10 protein-coding genes and 1 pseudogene are annotated in these 14,603 nt (G+C 44.4%); 1 reads left to right on the top strand and 10 read right to left on the bottom strand.

The window, feature by feature from the left end; genetic code table 11:
* Positions 1-95: 95 nt before the first annotated feature.
* From ascB to zwf, 9 genes and pseudogenes are all read right to left on the bottom strand, one after another.
* Positions 96-1,559 (bottom strand): 6-phospho-beta-glucosidase, encoded by a 1,464-nt coding sequence (gene ascB / locus MH215_RS00265; protein WP_239287004.1) that lies wholly within the window; start codon positions 1,557-1,559, stop codon positions 96-98.
* 20 nt (positions 1,560-1,579) lie between these two features.
* On the bottom strand, positions 1,580-3,496 hold the full coding sequence (locus tag MH215_RS00270) for a beta-glucoside-specific PTS transporter subunit IIABC (RefSeq protein WP_239287005.1): 1,917 nt from the start codon (positions 3,494-3,496) through the stop codon (positions 1,580-1,582).
* Positions 3,497-3,644: 148 nt separating this feature from the next.
* Entirely contained in the window at positions 3,645-4,487 is an 843-nt protein-coding gene (gene licT, locus MH215_RS00275) for a BglG family transcription antiterminator LicT (RefSeq protein WP_056689816.1), read from the bottom strand.
* 368 nt (positions 4,488-4,855) lie between these two features.
* Positions 4,856-5,959 (bottom strand): metallophosphoesterase, encoded by a 1,104-nt coding sequence (locus MH215_RS00280; protein WP_239287006.1) that lies wholly within the window; start codon positions 5,957-5,959, stop codon positions 4,856-4,858.
* A 418-nt stretch (positions 5,960-6,377) separates the two neighbouring features.
* Entirely contained in the window at positions 6,378-7,292 is a 915-nt protein-coding gene (locus MH215_RS00285; RefSeq protein ID WP_239288637.1) for a phosphotransferase, read from the bottom strand.
* Positions 7,293-7,473: 181 nt separating this feature from the next.
* Positions 7,474-7,602, bottom strand: a pseudogene (locus MH215_RS00290) (IS1595 family transposase); the annotation flags it as partial.
* A 96-nt stretch (positions 7,603-7,698) separates the two neighbouring features.
* The gene (gene gndA, locus MH215_RS00295; protein WP_239287007.1) at positions 7,699-9,117 is read right to left on the bottom strand and encodes an NADP-dependent phosphogluconate dehydrogenase; all 1,419 of its coding nucleotides are present in this window, start codon (positions 9,115-9,117) and stop codon (positions 7,699-7,701) included.
* Positions 9,118-9,170: 53 nt separating this feature from the next.
* Positions 9,171-9,836, bottom strand: coding sequence for a fructose-6-phosphate aldolase (fsa, locus tag MH215_RS00300; RefSeq protein WP_239287008.1), 666 nt, complete (start codon positions 9,834-9,836; stop codon positions 9,171-9,173).
* 99 nt (positions 9,837-9,935) lie between these two features.
* A complete protein-coding gene (zwf, locus tag MH215_RS00305; protein ID WP_239287009.1) occupies positions 9,936-11,459 on the bottom strand; it encodes a glucose-6-phosphate dehydrogenase in 1,524 nt (507 codons plus the stop codon).
* Between the two features lie 111 nt (positions 11,460-11,570).
* Between zwf and MH215_RS00310 the strand changes: the two genes are divergently transcribed.
* Positions 11,571-12,455, top strand: a complete 885-nt coding sequence (locus MH215_RS00310) for a LysR family transcriptional regulator (protein ID WP_239287010.1) — start codon at positions 11,571-11,573, stop codon at positions 12,453-12,455.
* 131 nt (positions 12,456-12,586) lie between these two features.
* Here the strand turns inward: MH215_RS00310 and MH215_RS00315 are convergent, their stop codons facing one another.
* On the bottom strand, positions 12,587-14,590 hold the full coding sequence (locus MH215_RS00315) for a chemotaxis protein CheA (RefSeq protein ID WP_239287011.1): 2,004 nt from the start codon (positions 14,588-14,590) through the stop codon (positions 12,587-12,589).
* Between the last annotated feature and the right edge of the window lie 13 nt (positions 14,591-14,603).

The raw sequence follows: 14,603 nt of genomic DNA on the forward strand, positions 1-14,603 counted from the left end.
TATCACCATACATTTAAGGAGGCTATTGTTTTTCAGCTATAACTAAAAGGCGGCTCTTGCGCCGCAACATCGACATGCAAGAACCGCCCAGCATATTACGCTAAATCTTCACCATTTGAAGCAATCACTTTCTGATACCATGCAAAGCTTTTTTTCTTCAAACGATTCAGTGTACCCTTTCCATGATCGTCCTGATCCACATAGATTACGCCATATCGTTTGGACATTTCTGATGTGGAAGCACTGATGATGTCAATGGCGCCCCAGTTGGTGTACCCCATAAGGTTTACCCCATCCATTACGGCCTCTTTCATCTGAGTAATGTGTCTTCTCAGGTAATCGATCCGATAATCATCGTTAATGGAACCATCAGCTTCAAGCGTATCCTTCGCTCCGAGACCATTTTCTACAACGAATAACGGCAATTGGTAGCGATCATACAGCTCCTTCAGTGCAATACGTAGTCCGATGGGATCAAGCTGCCAGCCCCACTCTGTACGTTCCAGATTCGGATTCTTGATCGTGCTATACAGATTGCCTCCAGTCACCCCATAATCTTCGGGATTCACTGCCGACACTAGCGATGTATAGTAGCTAAACGAGATAAAGTCAACGGTATGCGCACGTAGAATCTCCTTGTCTCCTGGTTCCATTACAACAGAAATTCCGTTCTCTGCCCAATAACGATCCATATACGCGGGATAACTACCACGAACCTGAACATCTGTATGCAGTAAATTCAATTGATTGTCCACCTGTGCTTGTAGAACATCTTCCGGCTTCGAAGTAGCTGGATAGTGAATCATACGAGCTAACATACAGCCAATTTGGAAATTCGAATTAATCTGACGTGCTTTCTCCGTAACCAGACTGCTGGCAACAAACTGATGATGGAGCGCTTGGTATGAAGCCTGCATGGTGTTCTCCACACGATCCTCGATAATACCACCGCCAGTGAACGGCTCAATAATGGTTGTATTAATCTCATTAAACGTTAACCAGTATTTCACCTTGTCTTGATACCGTGTCATGACTGTCTCTGCATATCTCACAAAATGTTCGATCACCTCGCGGCCTGCCCAACCGTTGTACTTCAATACAAGCCCCATCGGCATCTCATAGTGTGAGAGCGTCACGAGTGGTTCGATATCATATTTGCGCAGCTCATCAAAGACTTCATCATAGAAACGTAATCCCGCTTCATTCGGCTCAGTTTCATCACCATTAGGGAAGATACGCGGCCAGTTGATGGACAACCGGAATGTCTTGAAGCCAAGTTCAGCGAATAACGCGATATCCTCTCTAAAGCGGTGGTAAAAATCGATTCCGTAACGCTTCGGATACCCTTCCGCGCTGTGGTGAGCCATGGCCTTTTCAACCGTTGCACTGGTTACATGCATAAGCTCTCTTAGGTTCGTATAATCCTTTTTTTCAAAATAAGGAACCATATCTGCCGTAGAGAAGCCTTTGCCTCCTGCGTCGAATCCTCCTTCTGCTTGGTTAGCTGCTATAGCGCCACCCCACAAAAAACCTTCTGGAAAACCTTGTCGATTGCTCATCGTTATCCCCCTCTTCTCTTTTACAGTTCTGCTTTTAATACATCCTGACCCATCTGAATGTCGCCTAATTGCACAGGTTGAACTGTACGATAATCGGCTGTATTGGTAACTACCATTGCTGTAGTAATGTCATATTCCTTCGCAATTTCATCAAGTTCAAACGTAAGCATAAGATCTCCCGCTTGCACACGTGTGCCTGATGTAACATGGGATTCAAAATACTGTCCACGCAGTTTCACGGTGTTGATTCCGACATGAATCAGTAGTTCCATACCATCATCACTGCGTACAACAATGGCATGTTTTGTTTTGAACACATTCATTACTGTTCCAGTGACTGGAGATACGAGTTCACCGATCGAAGGCACGAAAGCAACACCTTTGCCCATCAATTCGTCTCCGAAGGTCGGATCATTTACCTCTTGCAGTGGGATTGCTTTTCCTGTCATCGGTGCAACTGCTGTTGCATTACCTGTAGGTGCTGGAGCACCCATGTCGTCCACGTCTACAGATGCGTTATTGGCAGGTGTAGCTTTGGGTGACGCTGTGGCGCTTGGAGAGAATTGGGCCAACGCTTCAGCATCGCCTTCTTCCTCCTTAATTCCGAATACGACAGACATGATCGTTCCTACAATAAACGCTAGCGCCATACCACCTAGTGAATACCAGAAGGTTTGTCCGATCAACGAAGGAAGTCCTGGAAGACCACCGTTACCTGCAAGGACATATGCTTTAGCACCAAACGCGAGTGCAAATCCACCCCCCACTGCGCTACCAATCATCGCTGCAGCAAAAGGTTTTTTGTATTTCATGTTTACGCCGTACATTGCAGGCTCTGTTACACCCATGAGAGCAGTGAAGCTTGTGGACAACGCAACGGTTTTAAGTTTTTTGTCCTTCGCACGGAAAAATACACCCAATGTTGCGCCTGCCTGACCCATGTTAGAGATGAACGTCAGTGGCAAGAACTTATCGAAGCCCAATGTTGCAATGTTACTCAAGATGATTGGCACTAACGCGTAGTGCATTCCTGTCATGATGATCAACGCCATCGCGCCGCCCAGCACAATACCCGCGATCAGACCACCTTCATTCAGTAGCCAGTTAATGCCGCCGGACAAGCCGTTACCTACAAATGTACCCAGAGGGCCAATCGCAATTAACGTTACTGGAACCATCACAAGCAAGGTAATCAGAGGTACAAGCAACAATTTCAATGCCGCTGGAATGATGCGGTCAACCCACTTCTCTACATAGGACATCAGCCATACCGCAAGTAAGATCGGAATAACCGATGAAGCATAACTTACAGCAGTTACTGGAATACCGAGAAATGCAACGGATTGACTTCCATCAAGCAATTTGCTCATATCTGGATACATTAGTGCCGTACCTAACGCGATCGCTACAAACGGGTTACTACCGAATTTACGAGCAGCACTTACTGCGATGAGTAGCGGTAAGTAGTGGAATACCCCATCACCAATAGCTGAGAGAATCCGATATACATCTGTTCCCGCTGTCATCCAGCCCACAGATACAAATAGGGCAAGCAATCCTTTGAGCATACCCGCTGCTGTAATAGCTGGCAGCATCGGCGCAAATACACCCGCAATGGTCTCAAAAATATTAAGAATGATATTTTTATTCTTGTCTGGCTTAGGCTGTTTCGTCTCTGAACTTTGCCCAATGGCTGGATGATCCTTGACCATTGCATCGAATACTTTAGATACGTCGTTACCAATGATTACTTGGAACTGATCACCAGAGATATTTGTGCCCATGACTTTATCTAATTGCTTTAGTGAACCATTATCCACTTTGTCGTTATCTTTCAGATCAAAACGTAACCGTGTGACGCAATGATATACCGAGTTAATATTGTCTGTACCCCCGACGGCTTTAATGATTCCCTGTGCCGTTTCCTGATGTTTCATATGGAGCTCCTCCTCATTTTTGCAATAAAAAATACCCGAACGAATACAACGCAGACTTCTGACGTCATTTCATTCGGGTATTGCCTGATTGAACAGTAACAAGCCCAGTCATATTCAATTGTTGTATGGTGCAATAGATGTGTGTTATTTATCTATCTCGCTTGGTCTTCATCAACCGCTCCAAGTGGAGCGTCAGATATAACTGCTCTGAATGCGTCATGTCATACTGATAGTTCTTATGGATAAAAGCTTCGATCTTACCAATACATTTGAAGGTTTCCGGATAGTTTTTCCGAACGACCTCGTACAAATACTCTTCCGCGTCATCATGTGACGAATGTGTAATGACCCGCTGACAGAAATATTTCAAATGTGTGATGAACCGGAAATAGTTAACACTATCTTCATCCAATTCTACATTAAAGTGATATTTGATAATATTCATGATCTCCTGAAGCAGCTGCATCAGGTGGGTCACATCATTCATTGAATCATTCACTTCTGCATTAATGAAATGCAAAGCGATATTGCAGATTTCATCCTTAGGAAACTCGATATCCAGTCGTTCCTTAAGCAGAGTTAACGCTTCTCTAGCCACATCGTACTCTGCCTTATAGAAATGCTGTACTTCCCACGAGAGTGGATTACGCGTAATCATGCCGTTTTCCATCCGCTGAACGGCAAAATGAATATGATCTGACAGGGAGACGTAAATTCCGTCACTGATCGTTTTATTAAGCTGCGTCCGCGCAAGCGTCACGATATCATCCGTTGCCTGCAGAATTTCAATAGGCACTTCAGCCACAATGGATTTGAATCTCTCATAAATCGATGTATCCTGAAGACGAAACACCTTTTCAATTCGCTCTTCGTCAATCTCATCGCCAGCTTTAAACTTAAATCCGATACCCCGGCCGAGGATCAGCAATTCCTGATTTTTATCATCCACTGTGCTGACGATATTGTTATTAAATATCTGTTTGATAATCATAATGGACCCACCTGCTTTATTTTGAGACATAAAAAAGGGCAAAACCAAAACAGAAATAATCAAATCATTTCCATAGTGGTTTTGCCCGCTTTACCGGTAACAAGCCTCGGATATAATTTATCACAAGCTGAAAACGGTGTCAACAGAAATTCCTGCCACTGTCTGTCTTCCTTGACTTTCTTACATATAACATTTACTTCTCGTATCACTTTGAAGAGGCATGTCCTTTTATTAATATTTACACTTTGGCGCAAGAACAAACGGGTAGAATTCATCAATCTTTAAGCGAGCCACAGTGTTAAAGGCCTGCCAAGAATTAGGAACATGTAAACATCAACAAAAAAGCCCTTCTAATGAAGGGCTTGGTATTATGGCTTAAACGTTACATTAATCTCAACAATCTCAGAGCGACTGCTTGTCCGAATTGGCGGTCCCCAGAAACCATATCCAGAGGTCACAATGGAATGCATGTCACCCTTTTGCAGATAACCCCAATCATTCTCGTAGATTGCTGCTGTGATGAACTGTGCCGGCGCAATCTGTCCTCGATGCGTGTGACCGGATACGACCAAGTCAACCTTGTTCTGCTCGGCAATATCCAGATCATAAGGCTGGTGATCTAACATGATGACCGGCTTACTAAGATCCGTATCCTGCATCAATGTTGCTACTTCAGCACGATCCTTCTCTGTTCGGTCTTTACGTCCAATAAGCGTGATCTTATCATCTAACATAATCTTATCATCGTATAATACTTGCATATCACTCTTCTCCAACGCCGCAATGAGATCTTCAATCGGGCCATCAAACTTATCATGGTTCCCCAAGGAAGCGTAGACCCCATAAGGCGCTTTGATGTCACGAATAATATCTGCAATCCCACTATTGAGATACATGTCCAGATTGTCATCAATAATGTCACCAGGGTATAACACCAGATCCGGCTGGAGCGCATTAATTTCCTCTACCATACGCTTCGCATGAGCTGGGCCTGATAACAGTCCAAAGTGCATATCTGCTGCCATCACGATCTTGAGCTTGTCCATACCCTCAACCTTTTTATCCACCTGGATATTATACTGTCTAACGACTGGACTATACGCATTAAATATCCCGTATCCTAGTGTAGACAGCAGCAAGATCAGCGTAACCACACCACCCCATTTGTGTGCGTGATGTCTTGGAATACGAGTTAAACGGAGTAACCAAAGTACTAAATGAGCAACAGGCAAAATGATTAATAACAAAGAGAAGATCGCGAGCCAGTATGAACCAATAATGCTCAAAAATGAAATGTTACCAAACATTCTCGCCAAAATAAACGACAGTGACAGGAACACCAGTACAATGATGTACAGCAAACGGAATCTGGCTGCCACAACAGGCTTCATCCAGCTCCAACCGCTCCATCCTATGTAGAACACTAATAAACCATATACAAGCAAAAACAATATACCTACAAGTACAAACATGCCAAGCTTAACCCCCACGTCAAATTAAGTATAAGTTGTTATTTGAATCAAAGAGACAAATTTCACCTCTATACATGAGTATAACGTAGTTAAAGGGGTCGACGCATCTATTTACCTCAAGTAGTTGCGTACATTTTATTACAATTTGATGATACTTAAATTCAAACATTCTCCAATCACGTTTTTAATCATAGGCTATGTTAATTCTAATGTTGATATTAGGCCATAAGAAAACCTCCTTTTTGAAAAGGCGGTTTATTGCTATCGTGTCCCGTTAACGCAACGACTTACTCTGTTGAATTTCGTGTTCCTCAACATCAAGCGGCATCAGAGAAGGCGGATTGTACCTTATCACGGACTTTAAACGACAAAATGGTGCCGATAGCCATAGCCGTATAGCCGCAACGAAATAATGAGCCTAATCCGACAGTGCCCGCATGATGTTGGATTTCGCCTCTGCTGCAATCGCTTCATTCCCGTCATCGACCGCTTGCATTAAGATCAGTATGGGGATGTATACCGCGATCAGCCGCGCCAGCAGCTTTGTTTCCTCGTCCGCTCCTCCGTACGTTTCGAAAAACACGCCGCGAGCGTAAGGTGGTAAAAAGCTATAAGCAACGCTCAAATCGCAAGCCGGATGACCTACGCTCAGATCGCCCCAATCGATGATGCCGGAAACGATCCCGTTCTCATTCACAAGCATATTTTTGAAATGAAGATCGCCATGTAGCAGTGCATTCACCGCCTCGACACGGTCCTTTTGCAGCCTGCTAATATACGCTTCGATTACACCGGACTCCTCCGGCGACAAGTGTTCAACCACCTTCGATAGAAAGCCCACCAATTTCACTTTGCGCGATGCTATGTCCGTCAAGTTTCGATGATCTTGCTGAACTCCGCACTTCAGCGCCGCCTGCACCGGAAACTCATGCAATCTCCGCAAAAATTTCGCCAGAGTCTCTGCCGATAAAGCCCGTCGTTCTTCCGTCAAAGCGATTGGGAAATCTCCTGGCACGTAGGCATAGCCAAGAAATGGTGCCGGGTATTCGTCACTTGCTTCGCCATAAAACAAAGGTTTCGGATAGGGGATGGTCATATATGCTTCCAGCTTCGGCAGCAGCTTCCCTTCCATACGAATCGAGCCAACTGCAATCGTTCTTCTTGGAAACCGGAACACGTACTCGTCACCGATGAGAAAAACCGTATTGTCCCAGCCCCAGCCCAATCGCTTCACTTGCTTCGATGATAGCTGGGGAAATTGTCTGCCGATCAGCGTCCGCGCCTGCTCTTCGTTAACCTCCCACTCCGCATCCCATACATTCGTTCCTCCCACCAATTGTCTACCTCCTCGTTCCTTACGTTATTTAGATGTTTACATTCCCTGAAAGTTACGCATAACTGCCCGTTAGCTAAACAAGAATAAGCAGAAAGTCGAAGTTTGGTGTTCGTGTCGATCACAGTAAACAGGCACGATTTGACCAACATATTTTCTTATTCGATGCGGTATTCTCATATTCCTTGCTGTCTAAGTAACGAATCCACGCCAAGTAATTCTGCAAATACGTTGTTACAACACCATTGAAGCGATCCATCCATTTCTTCAATCGGCTGTGATAGCTGTTTACGTTTTGGTAAAAAAACACCCTTGTTCCTTCATGAGTCTACACTCATGAGGAACAAGGATGTCATTTGTCCATAAATGGAGTTTATTCATTTTAAGTTCCATCTATATCATATAATTACTCGTTAGTGTCCATCCATTGGAAGTGGAATGAACCTTCTTTGTCCACGCGTTGGAACGTGTGTGCACCGAAGTAGTCACGTTGTGCTTGCAACAGGTTTGCAGGCAAACGTTCTGTACGGTAGCTATCGTAGTAGGACAGTGCGCTGGAGAAGCCAGGAACCGGAATTCCTTGTTGTACAGCAGCAGCTACGACTTCACGCCATGCGCCTTGGTAAGATTCAACGATGTTTTGGAAGTATGGATCTAAGAGCAGGTTTTTGAGCGCTGCATCTTTATCGTATGCTTCTTTGATGTTTTGCAGGAACTGTGAACGGATGATGCAGCCACCACGGAAGATCATAGCGATGCTACCGTATTTCAGATCCCAGCCGTACTCATCGGATGCAGCACGCATCTGAGCGAAGCCTTGAGCATAGGATACGATTTTACTTGCGAACAGTGCTTTACGCACATTTTCAATGAATGCTTTTTTGTCGCCAGAGAACGCTTCTGTCGCAGGGCCATTCAGAATTTTGCTTGCTGCTACGCGCTCGTCTTTCATCGCAGACAAGAAACGGGAGAATACGGATTCGGTAATCATGGACAATGGTACGCCGAGATCAAGCGCACTTTGGCTTGTCCATTTACCTGTTCCTTTTTGTCCAGCTGCATCCAAGATCACGTCTACCATTGGTTTGCCGGTTTCTGAATCGTATTTGGAGAAGATGTCTGCTGTAATCTCAATCAAGTAGCTATCCAGCTCACCTTGGTTCCATTCTGTGAAGATCTCGTGCAACTCTTCTACAGAGACATTCAATACGGATTTGAGCAAGTGGTATGCTTCACCAATCAACTGCATATCCCCGTATTCGATACCATTGTGCACCATTTTGACATAGTGTCCTGCACCGTCTGGTCCGATATATGTGCTGCAAGCATCGTCGCCAACTTTAGCCGAGATTGCTGTCAAGATAGGTTCAACTAAGGCATAAGCACTCTCTTGTCCACCAGGCATAATTGCTGGACCTTTCAATGCGCCTTCTTCACCACCGGATACACCTGCGCCAATAAAGCGGAATCCTTTTTCCTCCAGCTCTTTGCTGCGGCGTTGCGTATCAGGGAAGTATGCATTACCACCATCAATGATAATGTCTCCTTGGTCTAGGTAAGGAAGCAATTGTTCAATCGTTGCATCTGTTGCTTTACCTGCTTGAACCATAATCAAGATTTTGCGCGGGGATTCCAAAGAAGCTACAAACTCTTCAATTGAAAACGTACCGATTAGGTTTTTCCCCTCAGCTTCTTTCAAGAGGTCATGCGTTTTCTCAGGTGAACGGTTAAATACCGATACGGAAAACCCTTTACTCTCGATATTAAAAGCCAAGTTTTTACCCATTACTGCCAATCCAATAACACCAATCTGTTGTTTACTCATTATGTCCTCCCAAAGTCCATGTTTTATATTTTTATCTCAATTCTCGTCAGACCTTATTGAACTGTTTTTTTCCAGTCTGCTGCGAATTTCTCCATACCTTGATCTGTCAATGGGTGTTTGGAAATCTGCTCAATGACAGAGAAAGGAACTGTAGCAATATGAGCACCAGCCATAGCTACACGCGTAACGTGATCCGGATGTCTTACGGATGCCGCAATGATCTGTGCATCCAAGTTATGTGTACGGAACAGCTCAGCAACTTTGGCAACCAACTGAACTCCATCTTCTGAGATATCATCCAGACGTCCCAAGAACGGGGATACGTAAGTTGCACCGGCACGTGCCGCAAGAAGTGCTTGGTTAACAGTGAAAATCAGGGTAACGTTAGTTTTTACACCTTTTTCAGTCAGATAACGGCAAGCTTCCAGACCTGCGAGTGTCATCGGCAATTTAATCGTTATGTTTTTGTCGTTATTGTTGATTTTGATCAATTCATTGGCTTGTGCAATCATCTCTTCTGCAGTGAGTGCATCTGGTGTAACCTCAGCAGATACGGACTCTACCTGTGGGACTTCACGCAAGATCTCTTCAATGCGATCCTCAAACTTAATGCCTTCTTTGGCAACCAAAGATGGGTTAGTTGTTACGCCTGAAAGTACACCAATTTTATACGCTTTTTTGATATCCTCTAAATTTGCTGTATCGATGAAAAATTTCATGGTTAATTCCCTCCATAAGATGTTTTTTTAGTGTCCAACAGAGCCAATCCAATCTATTCTATTGAAGTGGCCCGTTGGTTGAATACATGGTGTTAGGTATTACAGGTTGCCATTCACTGCCAAAGGAACCTCTGTTACTGATGATGCACCCTGATCAGCCGGCTCGTCAAACCACCAATGGTGACCTTCAGCCGCAAGCATGGCATCCGATTCTGCTGGACCGTAGCTTCCTGCAGGATATAAGTGAAGAGGCAATAAATTTTCAGCAAAAGCATCCAAGATTGGTTGCACCCAAGCCCAGGACAGTTCAACTTCATCCCAGTGTGCGAAGAATGTTGGGTCACCATGCAGTGCATCGTGAATCAAGTTCTCATACGCTTCAGCTAGATCTTCGCGATCAGGCGAAAGATCAATGTGCACCGGTTTAAAGTCTCCCTTATTCTGCGGATCACTTGCATTCAGTTGCAGTGTCATACTTTGATCAGGACTCATCTCAATGACAAGCAGATTAGGTTTGGAGCCGTTGCTCTTGACTCCATGAGCTTGACCAGATGGTTCTTTGAATTCAATGACGATGCGTGTGGATTTCTCCTTCATTCTTTTACCCGTACGGATGTAGAATGGAACACCACGCCAGAAGAAATCATCAATTTGTAACTTTGCAGCAATGAACGTGTCGTTCATTGTGTTCTCAGCGACACCTGGTTCAGCAGTATAAGCATTAACAGTTTTACCTTGGATGCTTCCCTCTGCATATTGTCCACGGATCACGCTTGCTCCAACCGTTTGTTTTTGCAAAGGCAAGATGGATTCCATAATATGCTTTTTCTTCAAGCCTACTTTTTCCGGTGTGCTGTTGTGAGGAAGTTGGATCGCCATCATCATCAGCAATTGCAGCATGTGATTCTGGAACATGTCACGTACTGCACCTACATGATCATAGTAGGATGCCCGTTCCTCTACACCTACTGTCTCGTTTGCCGTAATCTGCACATTCGAGATATAGCGATTGTTCCACAACGCCTTCATGATTGGATTACTTTGATGCAGCGTCTCTAGGCGTTGTACCATCGGTTTACCCAGATAATGGTCAATCCGATAAATTTCTTCTTCAGTGAAAGATTCACTCAGGTTGTGGTTAAGATCACGAGCAGACTGGAGATCATGTCCGAATGGCTTCTCAATAACAAGCCGTTTCCAGCCTTCTGTTGAGCCTAACCCGCTTTCTTGAATATTCTGCGCAATAGGCTCAAAAAATTCCGGTCCAACGGAAAGGTAAAACAAACGGTTAGAAGGAATGCTAAGCTCAGCTTCTCTCTCCTGAACGAGATCTAACAACTTTATATAATCTTCCTTATGGCTTATATTCAATACACTGTAGCGAAAAGCTTTTACGAATGACTTCACTCGTGCAGGATCAGCTTGGCGTCTGGAAAACTCATGAAGCGACTTTTCCACTTGCGCCTGAAAGAATTCATCAGACCATTCTCTACGACCTAAACCAATCAAGGAGAAAGATTCTGGAAGCTTCTGCTCAATGTATAAATTATATAGTGCAGGATATATTTTTCTTTTGGCTAAATCGCCAGTAGCACCAAACAAAATTAAAGATGTTGGTTCCATCTCACTATCTCCTTCCAAGTAACTCTGGTTTCTTTGCTGTAGTTACACTATAATACGTTTCATAGCCATACAAGTAATTAATATATTTCACAGGAGCTATAGACCATATCTATGACAACAAATTATGAATTATATAAAGTGTTTTATTGGGCTGCCAAGACAGGAAGTTTAACGCAAGCTGCAAAAGTGTTATACATTACGCAACCAAGCGTCAGTCATGCGATTAAGCAGCTGGAAGAAAGCTTTGGTTTAACATTGTTTTATCGTAATTCAAAAGGGGTTGCGCTGACACAAGAAGGCATAAGCCTTTACTCTTACATCGAGCAGTCACAGATTTTGATTTCTTTGGCAGAAGAAAAGATGGCTGCGTTAAAAAGTCTGGATAGCGGTGAGCTTAGAATTGGCGGTAGTGATTCCCTGTTTAAACATTACATGTTGTCTTATCTCGAAGAATTTCACGTGCTGTATCCAAATATCAAGCTACACTTAAGCCACGGAACCACACCAGAGGTTATCACGTTCCTGAAAGAGGGTAAGATCGACTTAGGCGTTGTCCGTATGCCAATCGTGGATCCTCAGCTTGAAGTCAGAGAAAGTATTCAACTCAAGGATTGTTTCGTCGCGGGGGAACGTTATGCTGAACTCAAAGACAAAGTGTTGTCTCTGGAGACACTACTTGAACATCAGTTAATCCTCTTCTCTCGGAATAGCCGGGTAAGGATGGCCATTACGGAATTGTTTAATTCCTATGGCTATACACTTAAACCTGAAATCGAAGTAGGTAGTGTTGATCTACTCATTGAACTAGCAAGGCGGGGATTAGGGATCTCTTATGTAACTAGGGAGTTCATATCGAAGGAGTTAGAAGAAGGTTCTTTGTTTGAAATTCAGCTGGATGTGTCCTTGCCACCTTCCCACGTCGGAATTATGACAAAGCGTAATATGCCTACTTCTCTGGTAACGAACCGCTTCATGGATCTAATCTTCAAATCGTAACTTAGTCATAGACAAACACATATAGCAAAAGAGTGCTCTATCATCCTAAGCAGCAGGATAATAAAGCACTCTTTTGTTGTTCTCATAGATATCTCATTAATATTTCGATCTAGTTTAGACAATTTTCTTGACTAATGGCTAACCAAATACGATGCATCAAGGATGACAGCAACTCGTCCATTGCCCAGAATTGTTGCACCAGACAGATGATTCATTGCTCCTAAGTACGATCCTAGACTCTTGATAACAACCTCTTGGTTGCCCATGATTTCGTCTACAGCAAACGCCGCCGTTTTATCCACCGAGCGAACGATAATAAGAGGAATCGTCTTGGACTCCCGGTTGGTAGGCGGATAATTCAGTTTATCCCGTAACCAATGGAACGGCACGATACGCCCATGATTCAAGATAGCTAGCTGGCCTTGTATCGTTTGAATATCTTCCGGATCGATGCGAACAATCTCTGCAATATTATACATTGGAATGATCAGTACACGACCCGAAACTTTAACAAGCAAGCCTTTGATAATGGCTAGTGTGAGAGGTAAACGAATGGTGAATGTTGTCCCCCTACCAGGCTCCGTGTCAATGTCAATAATACCGTTCAATCGACCGATCTGGCTTCTCACAATGTCCATTCCCACTCCACGACCCGAGACCTCGCTCACAGAGGAAGCGGTAGAGAATCCTGGCTCGAAGATCAGATGCACTGCCTCCTGCTCCGTCAGATGTGAGGCTTGTTCTTCTGTAATTAGCCCTTTACTCAGGGCAGAAGCTTTAATTCGTTCACCGTCAATGCCTTTACCATCATCCGAATATCGGATAACGACATGGTTTTCTTCGTGAAACGAAGTGAGTGTGATACGTCCTTTGGTGGGTTTACCTTGTTGCTCCCGAATCTCTCGACTCTCAATGCCATGATCTGCACTGTTTCGAATCAAGTGAATCAATGGGTCACTCAATTCCTCGATAATCATCCGATCAAGCTCTGTCTCTCCGCCTTGAATAATCAGTTCCAATTCTTTACCCAGCTTCTGAGATAGATCTCGAACGAGACGTGGAAAACGACTGAATAGCTGATCAATAGGCAGCATACGAGTCTTCATTACACCTTCTTGCAGCTCCTTGATCACTCTTCCCATATGATCCGAGACACCGCCAATGCTCTGCATTAACGGGGAGGGGGCACTACGCGCCCCTTCACCACTGAGGTCAGCTAGTGAGGTCTGGTCAATCAGAAGTTCTCCGACCAGATTCATCAAATGATCCAGACGTTCAACATTTACCCTTACGGTTGGTTGCGTACCCTTGTTACGGTCGTCCGAGAGCGATTTTTCCGTAGATGGTTCAACAGCGCCTGCTTCAGCCTTCTCCTGAACAGCAACCGGTTCGTTATGAACGACGGCCACATCTTTAACATACTCCTCTACAACCACAATGTGCACATCGGACTCGTTAGACAGCTCCAGTTGGATCACCTGTGGGTTGCCAGCAATGGCTGCTACGATAACAAAATTGGCATACCGATCATCGTCTTCCCCACTTGCTACTTGATCTGCCAGAGATGCTGCAATGATCCTGCCACCTTGTTCTTCTATCCGCTGTCTCACAATAAAGTACCTTGCAGCCTTCATCACACATGCCGTTTCCAACGTAATTCGGATGGAGAAAAGCTGATGCCCCGCATCCACAGCCTCCTGTGCAACCAACCATTCCGACTTCTTAAGCGCAGGAGCCTTTACTGACTCCATAATGACAGGCTTCTGAATAAGGGATTGGATCTCCGCAACCACGCTCTTAAAATTCTGAAATGGCTGGCCACTAACATACTGATCCCGTAGCACTTTCATTGCATCTAGAGAACGGAACAACGTATCGATAAGCACCGAATTGATCTCAGGCTTCTTGTCGCGAATCCACTCTAGTGCAAACTCCACCTCATGGGTTAGATCACTAAGCTCCCTGAAGTCCATGGTTGAGGCCGATCCTTTAATCGTGTGCGCTGCTCGGAAAAGCGTCTGAACAAGCCCAACCGATGGAGAACGTTCCAGTTCCAACAACGATTGATCCATGCGCTCCAACTGATCATTTAATTCCTCTATGAAGATGTCGCGGTAGGCAGATAAATCCATCATTTCATATTCCCCT

Source organism: Paenibacillus sp. ACRSA, from assembly GCF_022346845.1.
Taxonomy (GTDB): domain Bacteria; phylum Bacillota; class Bacilli; order Paenibacillales; family Paenibacillaceae; genus Paenibacillus.

What these genes read in the sequence shown, in the direction of transcription:
- MH215_RS00280 (WP_239287006.1), bottom strand. Translation starts at nt 5,959, where the DNA reads ATGTTTGTACTTGTAGGTATATTGTTTTTGCTTGTATATGGTTTATTA.
- zwf (WP_239287009.1), bottom strand. Translation starts at nt 11,459, where the DNA reads ATGGAACCAACATCTTTAATTTTGTTTGGTGCTACTGGCGATTTAGCC.
- MH215_RS00270 (WP_239287005.1), bottom strand. Translation starts at nt 3,496, where the DNA reads ATGAAACATCAGGAAACGGCACAGGGAATCATTAAAGCCGTCGGGGGT.
- gndA (WP_239287007.1), bottom strand. Translation starts at nt 9,117, where the DNA reads ATGAGTAAACAACAGATTGGTGTTATTGGATTGGCAGTAATGGGTAAA.
- MH215_RS00315 (WP_239287011.1), bottom strand. Translation starts at nt 14,590, where the DNA reads ATGATGGATTTATCTGCCTACCGCGACATCTTCATAGAGGAATTAAAT.
- licT (WP_056689816.1), bottom strand. Translation starts at nt 4,487, where the DNA reads ATGATTATCAAACAGATATTTAATAACAATATCGTCAGCACAGTGGAT.
- MH215_RS00310 (WP_239287010.1), top strand. Translation starts at nt 11,571, where the DNA reads ATGACAACAAATTATGAATTATATAAAGTGTTTTATTGGGCTGCCAAG.
- fsa (WP_239287008.1), bottom strand. Translation starts at nt 9,836, where the DNA reads ATGAAATTTTTCATCGATACAGCAAATTTAGAGGATATCAAAAAAGCG.
- ascB (WP_239287004.1), bottom strand. Translation starts at nt 1,559, where the DNA reads ATGAGCAATCGACAAGGTTTTCCAGAAGGTTTTTTGTGGGGTGGCGCT.